The following is a 16,841-nucleotide window of genomic DNA, read 5'->3' as shown; positions in this document are numbered from 1 at the left end:
GGACATGGGAATCACCGTGGCCGTCACCGGACCGACTGGCGAGATCGGAATCTCGACCGTCGACGCCCTCGAGCGCGACCCGGGAGTCGATCGCATCCTGGGCATGGCCCGTCGACCGTTCGACCCGTCGGCACACGGGTGGACCAAGACGGAGTACCGCCAGGGCGACATCCTCGACCGCGGGGCGGTCGACGACTTCGTGACCGACGCGGACGTCGTCGTACATCTCGCGTTTCTCATCATGGGCTCGCGTACCGAGAGCGCGCGGATCAATCTCGAGGGCACCCGCAACGTGTTCGAGGCGACGGTGGCGGCGGGTCGTCCCACGCGGCTGGTCTACACCTCCTCGGTCGCGGCGTACGGCTACCACGCGGACAACCGCACGCCGCTCACCGAGGACACTCCGACGCGGGGGTCGGCCGAGCACTACTACTCCGAGCAGAAGGCCGAACTCGAGCGCGTGCTCACCGAGGTGACCGGCGGGTCGGACCTCGAGGTCTTCGTCCTGCGGCCCTGCATCGTCGCGGGTCCCAAGGCGCCCGCGCTCGCCGACTCGATGCCGTGGCGGCAGCTCGCGTCCGCGTTGCCGGGTCCGCTCGGCGCGCTGGTCGGCAAGGTCCCGGGGCCGGTGTTCCCCGATCCGGGCCATCCGCTGCAGCTGGTCCATCACGACGACGTCGCCGCGGCGATCGCGCTCGCCGTCACGTCCGACGCCGAGCCGGGTGCGTTCAACATCGCCGGCGACGGCACGGTGACGTTGTCGACGGTGGCGTCCGCGCTCGGCGCGATCCCCGTGCGGGTGCCGGCGGTGCTGGGTACCGCGGCGTCGGCGACTCTGCGCCGCCTGCCGTTCGTGCCGTCGCTGGTCGAGTGGATCCACGTGGCGCGTACGTCGGTGGTCATGGACACCTCGAAGGCCAAGCGCGAGCTGGGCTGGCATCCGCGCTACTCCTCGCAGCGCACGTTGGACGCACTCGTCGCGTCGCTCTGAGGCGTTCCTGTTAGATTGGGCCGACTTGAACACCGTTCAAGTCCTCGTCCGACCACCACAGGAGCCCCGGTGTCCTCGTCCCGCCTGACCGCTCGCGACCTCGCGCAGGTTGCCGTGTTCGCAGCCCTCGTCGCCGCTCTGGGACTCCCGGGCGCCATCACCGTCGGCATCAGCGGCGTCCCGATCACCCTGCAGACGTTGGGCGTGATCCTGGCCGGGGCGATCCTCGGCGCACGCAAGGGCGCCGCCGCCGTTCTGGTGCTGCTCGCCCTCGTCGCCCTCGGCCTGCCCCTGCTCTCGGGCGGACGCGGCGGACTCGGCGTCTTCGCCGGACCGACGGTGGGATACCTGGTCGGGTGGGTCGTCGGAGCCGCGGTCATCGGCGCGGCGACCCGTCTGATCGTGCCGCGGTACCCCCTGTGGGCGGGTCTGGCGATCAACGCGATCGGCGGCATCGTCGTGATCTACGTCGTCGGCGTGCTCGGTCTGCTGCTGCGCACCGACCTCGGTGTCGGCGCCGCGATCGCGTCCACCGGTGCCTACATCCCCGGTGACCTGCTCAAGGTCGTCGTCGCGACCGTCGTCGCCAAGGGCGTCCACCGCGCGTACCCCGGCCTGATCGCCCCGCGCCGGACCCCGCCGGCGGCGTGAGGGACACCGTTCTCCTCGCCGCGCGGCGCACCCCCGTCGGCATCGCCGGACACGCGTTCCGCGCACTGACCGCGGCGGATCTCGCCGCCGCGGTCGTCACCGACGTGGCCGGCCGCGTCGCGCACCTCGGCCCGATCGACGACGTGATCCTGGGCAACTGCCTCGGCCCCGGCGGCGACGTCGCTCGCGTCGCGGCCCTCCAGGCGGGCCTCGGCCACGGCGTCCCCGGCGTCACCGTGGACCGGCAGTGCGGGTCGGGACTCGACGCCGTCGGGCAGGCGGTATCACGGGTGCGGGCGGGCGACGCGGACCTGGTCCTCGCCGGGGGCGTCGAATCGGCCAGCACCGCCCCGTGGCGCTCGTGGCCCCCGGACGGCGACGGTCCGCCGACGCGCTACACCCGTGCGCCGTTCACCCCGGCGGGGACGCCGGATCCCGACATGGGACCGGCGGCCGATCACCTGGCGCGCACCCTCGGCATCACCCGCGCCCGGCAGGACGAGTACGCCGCCCGGTCGCATCGCCTGGCCGCGGGCGCCGATTTCTCCGACGAGATCGTGCCGGTCGGCGGGGAGACCCGCGATCGCCGCATCCGGCCCGGTCTGACCGTGGAGCGTCTGGCCCGGCTGCCCGCCGCGTTCGGGGAGGGCGGGACGGCGACCGCGGGCAACTCGTGCGGAATCTCGGACGGGGCGGCGGTGCTGGCCGTGACGACGCGCGATCGCGCCGAGGGCCCGTGCCTGCTGGTGCGCTCGTGGGCCGTCGCCGGCGGCGATCCGGCGCTGCCCGGCCTGGCTGCCGCACCGGCCGTCGACGCCGCGTTGCGCCGAGCCGGATGCGTGGCCGCCGACCTCGAGGCGGTCGAGCTCACCGAGGCGTTCGCGTCGGTGGCGCTCGCCGTGATCGACCGGGTCGGGCTCGATCCGGACCGGGTCTGCTCGGACGGCGGCGCCATCGCGCTGGGCCATCCGTGGGGCGCGTCCGGAGCGCTCCTGCTCGTGCGGTTGGCTGCTCGTATGGCACGCGGTGAAGGGTCGGGACTGGGCATGGCGGCCTGCGCCGTCGGCGGTGGACAGGGTGTCGCCATGGTGGTCGAGAGGATCTCGGCGTGACAGGAGGCACCGCGTGAGCGAGATCCGGTTCGAGAAGGTCCGGCACGGTTACGGCGACCGCACCGTGCTGCGCGAGGTGTCGCTGACCCTCACCGAGCGACGCATCGGCATCGTCGGCTCCAACGGCTCCGGCAAGTCCACCCTCGCCCGCATGATCAACGGACTGGTGTCCCCGACGTCGGGACGGGTCGTGGTCGACGGTCTCGACGTGGCGAAGAAGGGCGCGGCGGTCCGGCGCCGCGTCGGATTCGTGTTCACCGACCCCGACAACCAGATCGTCATGCCGACCGTGGCGGAGGATCTCGCGTTCTCGCTCCGCCGCAGCGGCGCCTCCAAATCCGAGGTGGCCGAGCGGGTCGCGGAGACGCTCGCGCGGTTCGGGCTGGCCGGACACGCCGACCACCCGGCGCACCTGCTCTCCGGTGGTCAGAAGCAGATGCTCGCGATCGGGGCCGTGGTGATCCGCCGCCCGGATATCCTGGTGGCGGACGAGCCCACCACCCTGTTGGACCTGCGCAACACGCGGTTGGTGGGCCGGGTGCTCGCCGACCTCGACCTGCAGCTCGTCGTCGTCACCCATCACCTCGACCTGCTCGCGGAGTTCGATCGTGTCGTCGTGGTGCACGACGGCGTCATCGCGCACGACGGTCCGCCGGCCGAGGCGATCCCCGCTTACCGGGACCTCCTCGAATGATCGGCCTGTACCGGCCGGGGACGTCGGTCCTGCACCGACTTCCGGCGGGGGCGAAGCTGCTGCTTCTCATGGTGGTGGTCGTGGCGGTCCTGGTGCTGGTCCGCCGGCCCGTCGACGTGGCCGTCGCACTCGCGGGTGTCCTCGTCGCGTACGCGGTCGCCGGCTTCGGACCGCGGGTTCTGCTCGCGCAGCTCCGACCGCTGCTGTGGATGATCCTGATCATCGCAGCGTTCCAGGTGTGGCTCACCACCCCCGCTCGCGCGACGGTGGTGTGCGGGGTCCTGCTGGTCACGGTCGGCGCCGCCGGGTTGGTGACTCTGACCACGAGAGTGACGGCGATGCTCGACACCGTCGGCCGCGCGCTCGGGCCGCTGCGGAGGTTCGGGGTGGATCCGGATCGCGTGGGACTGCTGCTCGCCCTGACCATCCGACTGGTGCCGGTGCTCACGGGCATCGTCCGCGAGGTGTCCGAGGCGCGGAAGGCACGCGGCCTGCAGTGGTCGATGTCCGCCCTGGCGACCCCCGTCGTGGTGCGGGCGTTGCGGACGGCGGATGCGTTGGGAGACAGTCTCGTCGCGCGGGGCCTGGACGACACAGTCGATCCGGAGGATGCCGCCTCGGGTAGGGCCGCGGATGATCGGTGAGCCGATCGACGTGCGCATCGGGCGTCGGGCACGGGACCGGCCGGACGCGGTGGCCCTGGTCGACGCGTCGGGCGCCACGACGTACGGCGCGCTGTGGGAGGCGTCGGGCCGCGTCGCCTCGCGACTGGTCGGGCGTCGCCGCACGGCGATCCTGCCGTCGTCGGACGTCGGGTCGGTGGTGGCCGTGCTGGGCGCCGTGCGGGCCGGATCGTCGGTGGTGTTGCTGCACCGTCACCTGACGGCGGAAGGTCTGGCGTCGGTCCTGGCCGTCGGCGGGGCCGACGACGTGGTCGCGAGTTCGCGTCACCACGCGCGGTTGCGTCGCCTCGGGTACTCGGGTGTGCTGCTGACGCCGGACGAGGCCGCGCGGCACCGCGCGGAGACACTGCCCGCGATCGACGAGGGGGCGGAGTTGCTGGCGGGGCTGACGTCGGGCACGTCGGGCCGGCCGAAGCTGTTCGCGCGGTCGCGGTCGTCGTGGTCGCGCACGCTCGATCGCAGCGACGAGGAGTTCACGGTCGATGCCGAGTCCCGCGTCGCGACGCCGGGAGTGCTCGATCACACGCACTTCCTCTACGGCGTGATCCATGCGTCGACTCGGGGCGCGGCCGTGGACCTGCGCCCCCTGTCCCCCGACCTCGGCACGGGCGCCGATCCGACCCACCTGTACACGGTGCCCACGCTCGCCGTCGACGTCGCGGACGGGCAGGGTGGCCCGCTGCGGTCGGTGCGAGAAGTGTTGTCCTCCGGGGCGTTCTGGCCGGAACCCGCCCGAGCCTCTCTCGCCGCGCGCCTCCCGCGGGCCCGCATCGTGCACTTCTACGGGGCGTCGGAACTGTCGTTGGTGTCGGTCGCCGCGTCGGACGAGGACGTTCCCGCCGGGTCGTCGGGACGGGTGGTGTCGGGCGTCGACGTGCGGGTCACCGACGGAGTGGTGCAGGTGCGCAGCGACATGCTGTTCGACGGCTACCTCACCGATACCGCGGCCGGCCCGGTGGACGGTCCGGTCGACGGGTGGTTCGGCGTCGGCGATCGTGGCCGGGTCGAGGACGGGTGGCTCTTCCTCACGGGCCGAGTGTCGGACACCATCTCCCGCGGCGCGTTGAAGGTCGAGCCCGCGGAGGTCGAGCGCGCGTTGCTGGCGGTGCCGGGCGTGCGTGAGGCCGCCTGTGTCGGCGCGCCGCATCCCCGCATGGGCGCGGTTCCGGTCGCGGCGATCGTGACGGACGCGCCGGTCGATCGCACGACGTTGTGGCGGCATCTGCGTGCCGCGCTGGACGTGCCGTCGCGCCCGACGCGCGTGGTGGTGACCGACGCGCTGCCCCGGACGCCGCGGGGCAAGCTGGACCGCCCGGCGGTGCTGGCACTGATCGATAGGCTGAGCGAGTGACCTCGACCGCGGCGCACGACGCCGAGATGCCGTCCGACCTCCTCCACCACGCCCGCGAGGCACGCGGCTTCATGCCGGAGGACGAGGGCCTGGCGCTGTTCGACGCCGCGCGCGAGTTCCTCGGCGACGGCGTGGGGGTCGAGATCGGTAGCTACTGCGGCAAATCCACGATCTATCTGGGTGCGGCGGCGCGGGCGACGGGCGGGCGCATCGTCACGGTGGACCACCACCGTGGATCCGAGGAGCACCAGGAGGGGTGGGAGTATCACGACCGCTCACTGGTCGATCCGGACGTCGGGAAACTCGACACGCTCGGCGCGTTCCGACGCACGCTGGCGGGCGCCGGTCTCGAGGACGTGGTGGTGGCCGTCGTCGGGCGCTCGGACGCGGTGGCGTCGTTCTGGCGGACGCCCGTGACGTTCCTGTTCGTCGACGGCGGTCACACCGAGGCGGCCGCGACGGCGGACTACGAGGGGTGGGCGCGCTGGGTGGCCCCCGGCGGAGCACTGGTCATCCACGACGTCTTCCCCGACCCCGCCGACGGCGGACGTCCGCCGTTCCTGATCTACGAACGGGCCCGCGCCGGTGGGCACTTCGCCGACGTGCGTGCCGTCGGGTCGCTGCGGGTGCTGGTGCGCACCGAGGGTCAGCCGGGCACGCTCGCCGGGTAGGACTCGCCGGCGCAGCCGCAGCTCCGGTGCGCTCCGGTGAGCCCGGCGGGCAGGTCGTCGCCGCGGAAGATGCCCGACGCCGGAGTGGTGCGGGCCAGGGCGTCCGCGGCGAGGACGACGGCACCGGCGGTCCAGGTGGTCCGTTCGACCGGCCACCGCTTGCCGTCGGCGTAGACCAACCCGGTCCAGTACGACCCGTCGTCCTCGCGCAGATGCTGCATGGCACCGAACAATTCGAGTGCGGCGGCGTCGTCGCCGAGGGCGTCGAGGGTCAGGACCAGTTCGCACGTCTCCGCCCCGGTGACCCACGGGCGGTCGTCGACGCAGCGGATGCCGAGTCCGTCGACCACGAAATCCGCCCACCGCGCGCCGATGCGATGCCGCGCCGCCGTGCCGCGCACGGCACCGCCGAGGATCGGGTAGTACCAGTCCATCGCGTAGGTCGTCTTGGGGACGAAGGCGTCGGGATGGTGTCGCAGGACGTGGCCGAGCCGGCCGACGGCGACTTCCCAGTCCGGTTGCGGGTCACCGATGTACGCGGCGAGAGCGAGGGCGCAGCGCAGGCTGTGGTGGATGCTGGCGTTGCCGGTGAGCAGGGCGTCGACGTTCGGACCGTTGGGGCCGGCGGCCCACCCGATCTCGCCGCGGTCGGTCTGGAGCGAGAGGACGAAGTCCACGGCGCGCTGGACGGTAGGCCACAGCGCCAACGCGAAGCCGTCGTCGCCCGTCACCAGGAAGTGGTGCCACACGCCCACCGCGACGTACGCGCAGAAGTTGGTGTCGGAGCCGGCGTCCTCGACGACGCCGGCGCGGGTGCGCAGCGGCCACGAGCCGTCGTCACGCTGGGTGCGTCGGCACCACTCGTACGCGGCGTCGGCTTCCTCGGTGAAACCGGCCGCCGACAGCGCCATCGCCGACTCCACGTGATCCCACGGATCCTCGTGGCCCCCGGTCGACCACGGAATCACTCCGGATCGGAGTTGCACTGCCGCAATGGATTCGGCGGTGGCGCGGCACTGGTCCGCGGTGAGCACCCCGGCGACGGACGGAACGTCCGGCGTCGGCCGACTCACGACGCCGCTCCCCCGCGGCCGGCCTGCGGCGGCTTGCGGAGGTAGATCACCACCGACTTGCCGATCACCGGATCCAGCACTCGCTCCGCCCACCGCGTCACCGCCGGAGCTTTCATCATGTCCCACACCAACATCGAGTGGTACGCACGCACCAGCGGATTGTCGTCCCGGTTCACCCCGACCGCGCACTTGAGCCACCAGAACGGCGCGTGCAACGCGTGTGCGTGATGGCTGTGGGTGACCTCGAGTCCGGCCTCGGTCAGCGCGGCGCGCAGGGCGCTCGCGCGGTAGATGCGCACGTGGCCACCCTCGTTGGCGTGGTACTCGTCGGACAGGGCCCAGCACACGCGCTCGGGAAGCCACCGGGGGACGCTGACGGCCACGGTCCCGCCGGGACGCACGACTCGCGCGATCTCCGCGATGGCCGCGCGGTCGTCCGGGATGTGCTCGAGCATCTCGGAGACGACGACGCCGTCGAAGTGCCCGTCGGGGAAGGGCAGGGCGAGGGCATCGCCCACCATCGTCTCCGCACTCGCCGACGCGGGCACCTGGCTTTCGGCCTCCATCGCGCCGAACATGACCTTCACCTCGTCGAGCTCCGCCGCATTCCGATCGAACGCCACCACGTGCGCACCGCGTCGATAGAGCTCGTAGGAGTGCCGACCGAGTCCGCACCCGATGTCGATCACCCGGTCACCAACGCCGAAGCCGAGTCGGTCGAAATCCATCGTCAACATGCGTGGTCCCCTTCGTGGTGCGCGGCGATCGCCGCGCCGTAGACGTCCACCGTGGCCGCGGCGACGGCCGGCCAGGAGAACGTCGATTCTGCTCGTGCACGCCCGCGTCGTCCCATCTCCGCCCGACGCGCGTCGTCGCCCAGAAGCGCCGACAGCGCCGCGGCGAGGGCCTCGCTGTCGCCCGGGTCGACCAGATCGGCGCACTCGCCGTCCGGACCGACGACCTCGGGAATCGCCCCCGTGCGACTCACCACCAGCGGCGTCCCGCAGGACATCGCCTCGACGGTCGGCAAGGAGAACCCCTCGTACAGCGACGGAACGCAGGCCACCTCGGCTCGGGCGAGAACGTCGGCGAGCTCGTCGTCCGTCAGTCCCGTTCGGACGGTCACCGCGTCGCCGAGTCCCAGACGGTCGATGGTGCGACGCGTCGGCCCCTCGGGATCGATGGTCGACACCAGATCCACGGTCACGTCGCGTTCGGTCCGCAGTTTCGCGACCGCCTCGAGAAGATGGCGGACACCCTTGAGGGCGACATCGGCACTGGCGACGGCGACGATGCGTCCGGGCACGCGCTCGCCGCGCGGCGCGAACACGGTGGTGTCGACCCCCAGCGGGATCACCGACACCGCGGTACGACGGACTCCGAACGCCTCGACGATGTCGTCCGCCGAACTGCGCGACACCGTGATCACGTGCCCGACGCGCCGAGCGACGCGCCGCTGCATCGCCAGGAATCCGTACCACCGCCGCAGCGTGATCCGGCGACGCCACGACGCACCGGCCAGGTCCAGCTCCCGATCACGCGTGATCGGGTGATGAATGGTCGCGACCCACGGGCGACGCAGCCGGAGCAGTCCGTAGCTGAGCGACTGATTGTCGTGCACCACATCGAAATCCGCCTCGCGACGGGACAGCAGACGGGCGGCCCGCAGGCCGAAGGTGAGGGGCTCGGGAAAGCCGGCCGTCCACATCGTCGCGACCTCGATCACGTCGATCCAGTCACGGATCTCGGACGGGCGCGGGGTGCGGAACGGATCCGGCTCGCGGTACAGATCGAGGCTGGGGACGCGGGTCAGCGTGATCCGCGGATCGAGAACGGGGTAGGGCTGTCCGGAGAACACCTCGACGATGTGACCGGCCTCCACCAACGCCTTGCCGAGCCGGGCGACGTAGACGCCCTGCCCACCCACGTGGGGCTTGCTCCGGTACGACAGCAGAGCGATGCGCACGTGCCTCCCCGACCGTCGTGGTGCACCGGTACGTCCGTCCGGTGTGCGACTTGTCTACCACCCGGACGCCGTCCGGTAACGCACTCACCCCGGCGCTCGTGGTGGGTGCAGTGTGCGGGGCGGGTTCGTGCGTGCGTGTCATGGACCGTGTCGGTGGGTGGTGGTACACTCGAACATACGAGCGACTGGGGGGTCGGCAGCATGGTCACGACGCAGGTGGGGGCAGGTGCCGACGGTGCGGTGCCGTGGGCTGCGCTGGACCACACCGCGCTCGGCTTGCCGGCCACCACCGACCTTGCTGCCCCGGAAGCGTTGGACGCGCTGGTGCACGCCACCGCCGGGGTCTCCTACCTCGAATGGTTCAAATACCAGCTCGCCGCGACGATGCACACGGAGTCGGTGGTGCCGTACGAGGACGAGGACCGCCGCGAGTTCGATGCGTTCACCCGCTGCGCCGCCTCGATCGCCACCACCCTCTCGATCACTCAGTGGGCGGCGTCCACGCTGCTGACCGATGCGGTCGCGCTGCGGGATCGACTCCCCACAGTCGCGCAATGCCTGCGGGACGGGGTGGTCACCCCGCACCACATCCGCACCATCGTCTCCCGCACGGAGTTGATCGAGGGGCAGTGCTACGCCGCCCTCGTCGACGCCGACATCGCCGCCGCCCTCCGCAAACCCGGAACCTGGTCCACGAAGCGGGTGGAGACGATGGTCGACACAATGGTGCACCGCCGTAACCCGGACGCCGTCCGCGAACACCGCGCCAGAATGCAGCGGAAGCGCAACTTCTCCGTCGAGACCGGGCGGGACGGGATGGCCACGACGACGGACACCCGGTCCGCCGAAGACACCGCCCTCGCCGCCGCCGCTGTGCAGCGGTTGGCAGGGCAGGTGTGCCCGAAGGACACCCGGTCGACGGCCGCGCGGGCCTCCGATGCGCACTACGCGTTGGTCACCCGAACCGAGTTCGGGTGCGACTGCGACCGCCCCATCACCGACTGCCGCTACAAGAGCGTCGACGTCGGTAAGTTCGCAGCGACCGCGCCGCGGATCGTGATCCACGTGGTCACCGACACCACCACCCTCACCGGCCCCGTCCCCGCACCCGAGACCGACCGGGTCTGCAGATCGCCGCAGCACCTGCCGCGACCGAACACCGAGCCCACCCCTGCGCCTCTTCTGCCCAAGGCCGACTCCGACGCGGACCCGACCTCCACCGATCCGTCCGCGGCGGAACAGCCTGCGGCGCAGGACCTGCGCGGGTGCGAGGAGCCGGTCGGTCTCGACACCGTCGACGGCGTCGGATTCCTCTCCGGCATCGGCATCATCTCCGGCGCCCACGTCCGGGGCCTCGCCACCGATCCCCGCTCGGTGATCCGCCCGTTGGGTGACGGCACCGACACCCCCTTGCCGGCGACGCAACCGTCGGATCCCTACCGGCCCTCCGCGGCCCTCGATGCCTATGTGCGGGCAAGGGATCAACTCTGCACCTGGCCCGGCTGCAACAGACCCGCGTGGGATGCCGACCTCGACCACACCACCGAATACGACCACACCCACCCCGAGCAGGGTGGGCGCACCGACGCGACCGGACTCGGCGCCAAATGCCGCTTCCACCACCTACTGAAAACGTTCGGGGACTTCGTCGACGACCAGTACCCCGACCCCACCGACCCGAGCAGGCTGATCCGCACCATCACCATCCCCGAGGGACGGACGGTCCTGGGTCCGGCGTTCACCGGCCACGACACCCACCCCGGCCTCGACTGCATCGTCTTCGGCGACCCACCCCCACCACGACCACCGGGCCTCTCCGAACGCCGACGACCCGCCCCCCGCACCGAGCAGAAACACGCCCGCCGACGACAAGAACGAAACCGCAACCGCCTCCGCAACCTCGGACTCCCCGCAACCCCGGCCGAAGCGGCGGACCACGAACCACCCCCGTTCTGACAGACGGGGGCGGGGTCGACCCGACGGTCGATCACCTCAGAGCGGCAGCGCCGTCTCCCGGGCCGAACCCGACAGTGCGGATGCGGGCGGAACGACACGGCGGAACCACTCGGTGCCGAACACCACGGCCAACACGTCGCGCTCCATCGCGAGGAACGGGCCGAAGTCGCCGATCTGCGATTCGTGGACTTCCATCGCCGCCCGCTTGGCGTCCAGGACGGCGGTCACGTCGACGGCGGTGGTCAGCTCCGACTCCGGCAGCCCGAAGACCTCGACGTCGGGACGCTGCGCACTCTCGGCGTCGTCCTGCGACTCGGCCTGATCGCGCCACGCCGGGTTCGCTTCCATCAGCATCCGCATGTGATCGCGGTTCATGGTGGCCTCGTAGACGAACGGCACCTCGGCCAGCGCACCGGCACGGGTGCCCACGTGGTGCACCTGCACGTGGTCGGGGTGGCCGTAGCCGCCGTTGGGGTCGTACACCGTGAGGACCGTCGCGTTCTCCTCGCGCAGCACCTCCGCGAGCCGCTCGGCGGCAGCCTCGACGTCGGCCGTCGCGAACGCCCCGGGCGCCGAATTGCCCTCCGTCCCCGCCATTCCCGAGTCCGCGTACCCCAGATTCACCACGCGGTGAACACCGAGCACCGCCGCGGACGCGGCCACCTCGGCCTGCCGACGCTGCACCAGGGACTCCCCCTCCTCCAGCAGTCCGTCGGGAACCTCGCCGAGCGCCCCGTCGGTGGCGGTCACCAGGACCACGCGGTGACCGGCGTCGGACGCGGCCCGCATGACACCCCCGGTGCCGAAGACCTCGTCGTCGGGATGCGCGTGGAAACACACCAGCGTGCTCATCGATCCATCGAAGCACAGCGTCGACGGGAGGATGGTTCGACCGCCTCACGTTCGGGAACGCGGTGCCCATGAGCAAGGACACCACGGTCGACGACGTCTGGGACGACTGGAAGGACGCCGTCAACCTCACGGCCAAGGAACTCGACGAGTGGCTCGACACCGAGGAGTCCAAGTCCGTCGGCGACTCCTCCGACGGCGAATCCACCGGCCACGCCATGGGTCGGGAGATCGTGCGCATCCTCGGCACCAAGAAGGCCGACCTCACCGACGACGACGCGTCGGCCATGAAAAAGGTGGTCGGGTACGTCCATCGGCACAGCGCCCAGGGGCCGAAGAAGGACGTCGAACATTCCCGGTGGCGGTACTCGCTGATGAACTGGGGCCACGACCCGCTGAAGTAGCCGTCACCAGGGCTTTCTCATCAGGCGAGCGCCGACCCGGCAGAGTCTTCGTAGCCGACCCGGCAGAGCATTCGTAGCCGACCCGGCTGTGGATGTTTCCGAAGATCGGATACGGTCAATTCCACGACCACGACCGGATGTCGATGTCCCGGTTCTGTGCTTCGCCGTTCATCCACCAGCGGCGGTCCGTTGTTCAGACTGCAGCAGGGATGGATGTCTCATGAGAGTTGCGTTGGTGTCCGCGCATGCCGATCCGCTGTCGCCCCTCGGTGGGGTCGACGCGGGCGGCCAGAACGCCCATGTCGACGCCCTGGCAGCGGCCCTCACGGGCCGGGGCCACGACGTCACCGTCCACACCCGGTGCGCCGATCCGACGGCACCGTCGGACGTGCAGGCCCCGCGCGGCTATCGCGTTTCCTACGTGCCTGCCGGCCCGCCCGGACCGGTGGCCAAGGAAGCGCTGGTTCCGCACCTCGGGGAATTCGCCGACGGCCTCGAACGTCGTTGGGCCGCAGAGCGTCCCGACCTGGTCCATGCGCACTACTGGACCTCGGCGTTCGCGGCGCAGCTGGCCACCCGCACGCACGCGGTGCCGACGGTGGTCACGTTCCACACGCTCGCCGTCGCCGCGCGGCGCTACCGCGGCGACCGGAGCGCCGACACCACGGCGCGGGGCAAGGTCGAGAAGATGATCGCTCGCAAGGCATCTCGCGTGATCGCGACGGCGTCGGAGGACGTCGTCGATCTCGTGCGCATGGGGGTGCCGCGCCGATCGATCTCGGTGATCCCCGCCGGCGTCGACCTGGGGACCTTCTACCCGGCGCCCATCGCCCGCGGCGCACGTCCGGCCCGACGCCACCGCCTGGCCGCAGCCGGACGCCTGGTGCCGCGCAAGGGTTTCGACCTCGCCATCGCCGCGCTCGCCGCCGTTCCCGACGCCGAGTTGTCCATCGCCGCGGGACCGGACGCCGACGTGTCCGCCGACCCCGAAGCGCAGCGCCTGACCGACCTCGCACGCACGCACGGCGTCGCGGACCGGGTGCGGATCGGCCGCATCCCCCGCGAGCGCATGCCCGACTTCTGGCGCGCCGCCGATCTCGCGGTCTTCACCCCCACCTACGAGCCGTTCGGCATTTCCGCGATCGAGTCCATGGCGTGCGGGACCCCCGTCGTCGCGTCCGCGGTCGGCGGGTTGCTCGACACCGTCATCGACGGGGTCACCGGCGTCCTGGTGCCGCGGCGCAGCCCGGCCGCCGTCGCCGAGGCCGTTCGTCGCCTGCTCGACGACGACGGGCGTCGTACCGGGTTCGGCATGTCCGCGGCGGACCGCATCCGCGCCCGGTACTCGCTCGACCACATCGCCCTCGACACCGAGCGCGTCTACGACGCCGCCCTCCCCGAGCCGGATTCGGACGCGTCCGACGGGGCCGACAGTGCCCCGACCGGCCGACTCGACCCCGTCCGGTGAGGACTGATTGAATGGTTGTCCGAACGCAGAGCCCGTACGTACGGGCCGGGAAAGGCAGGACGTCGATGTCGGTCGCCGAGAACTCCACGGACTCGTTCCGTGTCGACACCGAATTGCAGAACGGGGCAGCGATCCTCACGGTCGTCGGAGAACTCGACCTGGCGACGGCCCCGATCCTGCAGGACGCGGTCGACGCGGTGCGGAGCGAGGCGACCGAGGCGCTCGTCGTGGATCTGACCGGGGTCGAGTTCCTCGCCTCCGCCGGCATGACCGTGTTGGTGCAGTCTCATCAGTCGGTGCCCGACGGCGTGACCTTCTCCGTCGTGGCCGTCGGTGCGGCCACGGCGCGCCCCCTGCAGTTGGTGGGCCTGGACGAGACGTTCCCCATCCACGCGTCCCGACAGGACGCACTCGCGGCCACGCGCGATGCCCGTCGCTCCGACTTCGCCTGACCTCCGCGTCGATGTGAGGGACCCACGATCCGGGGGTACTACTCCGGCTGTGATCGACGCCGAGACCGCCAGCCCCCTCCCCAATCCCCTGGTGCTGACCGACCTCGACGCGGACCCGCGACGCATTTCCGACGTGCGCGTGTTCTTCTCCCGGTGGCTCGCCGCCGGTGGGGTCGACTCGGACCGCATGCACGACGTCGTCCTCGCGGTCTACGAGGCCATGGCCAACGTCGTCGAGCACGCGTACGCGTCGTCGACCCGCCGCGGCGTGTTCGACCTGCGGGCCCGGTACGCCGCGGAGTCCGGTCACCTCGACGTGAGCGTCCGTGACCACGGATCCTGGTCGTCCAGCGCCCCCGGCCCGCTGCGTGGGCGCGGGCTGCCGTTGATCGAGACCCTGTCGGACGACGTGACCGTCACCGCCGCCGCCACGGGTACCGAGGTGGTCATGCGATGGGAAGACATGGGTGCACAAAGCGTGCGCGATCTCGTAGACTGACGACGCACGACAGCACGTCGAACTCGCACCGACCGGGGTTCCGCCTCCTCCAGACCCGGGGAGAGCACTCGCTTTCGCTCTCGCTCCCTGGAGGCATCATGACTGCCCTGCACGATTCTCCCGTCGACCCCCCGCCCGTCGACCCCCCGCCCGTCGAGTCCTCGGGTTTCGATCCCTTCCCGGCCGCACTGTCCCGTGCCGTGGAGGCCGCTCGGCTCGCAGCGTCGGCCCGGTACGACGTGCTGGACAATCCTCCGGACGGCGCATTCGACCGCATCGCCCGCCTGGCGTCGCGATGGATGCGCACGGCGTACGCGTCGGTCACCATCGTCGACTCGGACCACATCTGGTTCGCCGCCCGGCACGGCGACGGCATTCCGGACCGCGTCCCGCGTGAGGACGGTCTGTGCTCGTCCGCCATTGCCCAGGACGGCGTGTACGTCGTTCCCGACGCCCTGCGGCACGGCCCGGCCGCGGACAACTCTCTGGTGCACGGCGACGCCGGCATCCGCTTCTACGCGGGCGCCCCGATCGTCACGGCCGACGGCCACCGACTCGGCACCGTCAACGTGTTCGACACCGAACCCCGCGACTCGGCGGACATCGTCGACGTCGACGTGCTCGCCGACCTCGCCGACATCGTGGTGGACGAGCTCGAGCTCCGCCTGTCCGCCCTGTCGACCGTGCGGGACGAGCAGGCGTTGCGCACCCGGGCGGAGTCCGACACCGTCGAGATCACCGACTACGCCGCCGTGCTGCAGCGCACCCTGTTGCCGCCGTCGTTGCCCCGAATCGAGGGTCTGACCCTCGCGTCGCACTACCACGCGGTTTCGCCGCTGCAGGTGGGCGGCGACTTCTACGACGTCTTCGCCCTCGGCAACGATCGCTGGGCGTTCTTCCTCGGGGACGTGCAGGGCCACGGCGCCGGAGCCGCCTCCGTCACCTCCCTGGTCCGGTACACCCTGCGCGCGGCCGCGCTGCACCAGCCGGATCCGGCGGAGGGGCTCGCCGAGCTCAACCAGGTGCTGATGCTCGACCCCACGCAGAAGCGGTTCTGCACCGTCCTGTTCGGCATCGCCACGCCCGATCCGCGCGGCGGCTTCCGCATCACGCTCGCCACCGGCGGCCACCCGCCGGCGCTGCTGCTCGACCCCGACACCGACGACGTCCACGAGATCCGGTCCACCACGGGCATGTTCGTCGGCGCACTGGAGAAGGCGACGTTCAGCGCCTGCAGCTTCCGCCTCGCGCCGGGACAGACGCTCCTGATGTACACGGACGGCATCACCGAGGCGCGCCCGGACGGTCGGACGATGTTCGGCGAGGAGGGTCTGGTCCACTTCGTTCGCCGACGCCTCGGACGTCCCGTCGAGTCGCTCGTCGACGATCTGGTCGACCTCATCCCCGGCCTGCGGCCGATCGACGACATCGCGTTGCTCGCGCTGGGGGCCTGACCCCGCCCCGCGTGGCGATCACGCCTGCCGACCGGCGCGGTCCCGACCGTGGTCGCGCAGCAGGCGCAGCGAGTGTTCGATGGTCGCGGCCAGCACCTCGGGCGGATCGCCCTCGAACACGACGTGCTCCGCGGTGACCGTGCCGTGGTCGGCGAGACCGAACCAGACCGTGCCCGGCGGCACGTCCTCGTCGGTCTCCGGACCGGCTTCGCCCGTGACGGCGACGGCGAGGTTGGCGCCGGTCAGATCGGCGACGCCGGCCGCCATGGCGCGGGCGGAGGCCTCACTGACCACCGGACCCTCGGGCACGTTCAACAGCCCGTGCTTGACCTCCTCCGCGTAAGCGACGACGCCGCCGCGGAACCAGCGCCCGGCGGACGGCGCGCGGCCGAGGTTCGCGGCGATGTTGCCCGCGGTGAGCGATTCGGCCGTGGCGATGCGCAGGTCGGCTCGGACGGCGAGTTCGGCGATCTCCGAGCAGAGGTCGGCGAGATCGGCGTCGGTGTCGACCCGTTCCTCCGGCTGCGCGGCGTCACCCTCGATCCGTTCGGTGGACATCGGCGTGCT

At 71.6% G+C, this 16,841-nt stretch carries 18 protein-coding genes; 13 read left to right on the top strand and 5 right to left on the bottom strand.

What is annotated here, in order from left to right; translation table 11 throughout:
- The first annotated feature begins 4 nt into the window (after window positions 1-4).
- From HQ603_RS02210 to HQ603_RS02180, 7 genes are all read left to right on the top strand, one after another.
- On the top strand, window positions 5-991 hold the full coding sequence (locus tag HQ603_RS02210) for an NAD-dependent epimerase/dehydratase family protein (RefSeq protein ID WP_222682718.1): 987 nt from the start codon (window positions 5-7) through the stop codon (window positions 989-991).
- Window positions 992-1,060: 69 nt separating this feature from the next.
- Complete coding sequence (locus tag HQ603_RS02205; RefSeq protein WP_222682717.1) at window positions 1,061-1,642, top strand: biotin transporter BioY; 582 nt, start codon at window positions 1,061-1,063, stop codon at window positions 1,640-1,642.
- Window positions 1,639-2,754 carry a thiolase family protein gene (locus tag HQ603_RS02200; protein WP_222682716.1) on the top strand — a complete coding sequence of 372 codons (1,116 nt, stop codon included), beginning with the start codon at window positions 1,639-1,641 and terminating at the stop codon, window positions 2,752-2,754. The genes HQ603_RS02205 and HQ603_RS02200 overlap by 4 nt, the downstream gene beginning before the upstream one ends.
- 13 nt (window positions 2,755-2,767) lie before the next feature.
- On the top strand, window positions 2,768-3,448 hold the full coding sequence (locus HQ603_RS02195; RefSeq protein ID WP_222682715.1) for an energy-coupling factor ABC transporter ATP-binding protein: 681 nt from the start codon (window positions 2,768-2,770) through the stop codon (window positions 3,446-3,448).
- Complete coding sequence (locus tag HQ603_RS02190; protein WP_222682714.1) at window positions 3,445-4,092, top strand: energy-coupling factor transporter transmembrane component T family protein; 648 nt, start codon at window positions 3,445-3,447, stop codon at window positions 4,090-4,092. The genes HQ603_RS02195 and HQ603_RS02190 overlap by 4 nt, the downstream gene beginning before the upstream one ends.
- On the top strand, window positions 4,082-5,482 hold the full coding sequence (locus HQ603_RS02185; protein ID WP_222682713.1) for an AMP-binding protein: 1,401 nt from the start codon (window positions 4,082-4,084) through the stop codon (window positions 5,480-5,482). The genes HQ603_RS02190 and HQ603_RS02185 overlap by 11 nt, the downstream gene beginning before the upstream one ends.
- 26 nt (window positions 5,483-5,508) lie before the next feature.
- Entirely contained in the window at window positions 5,509-6,153 is a 645-nt protein-coding gene (locus HQ603_RS02180; RefSeq protein ID WP_222683194.1) for a class I SAM-dependent methyltransferase, read from the top strand.
- On the opposite strand, the gene HQ603_RS02175 is transcribed toward HQ603_RS02180, so the two are convergent.
- Genes HQ603_RS02175 through HQ603_RS02165 form a run of 3 tightly spaced genes read right to left on the bottom strand, consistent with a single transcriptional unit; the run spans window position 6,129 to window position 9,192 of the window.
- Window positions 6,129-7,226, bottom strand: coding sequence for a prenyltransferase (locus tag HQ603_RS02175; protein ID WP_222682712.1), 1,098 nt, complete (start codon window positions 7,224-7,226; stop codon window positions 6,129-6,131). The two genes, HQ603_RS02180 and HQ603_RS02175, sit on opposite strands and share 25 nt — an antisense overlap.
- Window positions 7,223-7,963, bottom strand: a complete 741-nt coding sequence (locus tag HQ603_RS02170) for a class I SAM-dependent methyltransferase (RefSeq protein ID WP_222682711.1) — start codon at window positions 7,961-7,963, stop codon at window positions 7,223-7,225. Before HQ603_RS02170 ends, HQ603_RS02175 begins: the two co-directional genes overlap by 4 nt.
- Complete coding sequence (locus HQ603_RS02165; RefSeq protein ID WP_222682710.1) at window positions 7,957-9,192, bottom strand: glycosyltransferase family 4 protein; 1,236 nt, start codon at window positions 9,190-9,192, stop codon at window positions 7,957-7,959. The genes HQ603_RS02170 and HQ603_RS02165 overlap by 7 nt, the downstream gene beginning before the upstream one ends.
- 201 nt (window positions 9,193-9,393) lie before the next feature.
- Between HQ603_RS02165 and HQ603_RS02160 the strand changes: the two genes are divergently transcribed.
- Window positions 9,394-11,148: an HNH endonuclease signature motif containing protein gene (locus tag HQ603_RS02160; protein ID WP_222682709.1), complete on the top strand. Its 1,755-nt coding sequence runs from the start codon at window positions 9,394-9,396 to the stop codon at window positions 11,146-11,148.
- A gap of 36 nt (window positions 11,149-11,184) precedes the next feature.
- On the opposite strand, the gene HQ603_RS02155 is transcribed toward HQ603_RS02160, so the two are convergent.
- Window positions 11,185-12,000: a PIG-L family deacetylase gene (locus tag HQ603_RS02155; protein ID WP_222682708.1), complete on the bottom strand. Its 816-nt coding sequence runs from the start codon at window positions 11,998-12,000 to the stop codon at window positions 11,185-11,187.
- 68 nt (window positions 12,001-12,068) lie between these two features.
- On the opposite strand from HQ603_RS02155, the gene HQ603_RS02150 reads away from it, so the two are divergent.
- From HQ603_RS02150 to HQ603_RS02130, 5 genes are all read left to right on the top strand, one after another.
- On the top strand, window positions 12,069-12,401 hold the full coding sequence (locus HQ603_RS02150; protein ID WP_222682707.1) for a DUF3140 domain-containing protein: 333 nt from the start codon (window positions 12,069-12,071) through the stop codon (window positions 12,399-12,401).
- Between the two features lie 220 nt (window positions 12,402-12,621).
- Window positions 12,622-13,869, top strand: coding sequence for a glycosyltransferase (locus HQ603_RS02145; protein WP_261773193.1), 1,248 nt, complete (start codon window positions 12,622-12,624; stop codon window positions 13,867-13,869).
- Window positions 13,870-13,934: 65 nt separating this feature from the next.
- Window positions 13,935-14,321 carry an STAS domain-containing protein gene (locus tag HQ603_RS02140; protein WP_222682706.1) on the top strand — a complete coding sequence of 129 codons (387 nt, stop codon included), beginning with the start codon at window positions 13,935-13,937 and terminating at the stop codon, window positions 14,319-14,321.
- Window positions 14,322-14,370: 49 nt separating this feature from the next.
- Window positions 14,371-14,820: an ATP-binding protein gene (locus HQ603_RS02135; protein ID WP_222682705.1), complete on the top strand. Its 450-nt coding sequence runs from the start codon at window positions 14,371-14,373 to the stop codon at window positions 14,818-14,820.
- 98 nt (window positions 14,821-14,918) lie between these two features.
- Entirely contained in the window at window positions 14,919-16,274 is a 1,356-nt protein-coding gene (locus HQ603_RS02130) for a PP2C family protein-serine/threonine phosphatase (RefSeq protein ID WP_222682704.1), read from the top strand.
- A gap of 18 nt (window positions 16,275-16,292) precedes the next feature.
- On the opposite strand, the gene HQ603_RS02125 is transcribed toward HQ603_RS02130, so the two are convergent.
- Window positions 16,293-16,832 (bottom strand): CinA family protein, encoded by a 540-nt coding sequence (locus tag HQ603_RS02125; protein WP_222682703.1) that lies wholly within the window; start codon window positions 16,830-16,832, stop codon window positions 16,293-16,295.
- Between the last annotated feature and the right edge of the window lie 9 nt (window positions 16,833-16,841).

The sequence above is a fragment of the Rhodococcoides corynebacterioides genome, assembly GCF_019834675.1.
GTDB classification, from domain to species: domain Bacteria; phylum Actinomycetota; class Actinomycetes; order Mycobacteriales; family Mycobacteriaceae; genus Rhodococcoides; species Rhodococcoides corynebacterioides_A.
This window is presented reverse-complemented; position numbering and strand designations above follow the sequence as displayed.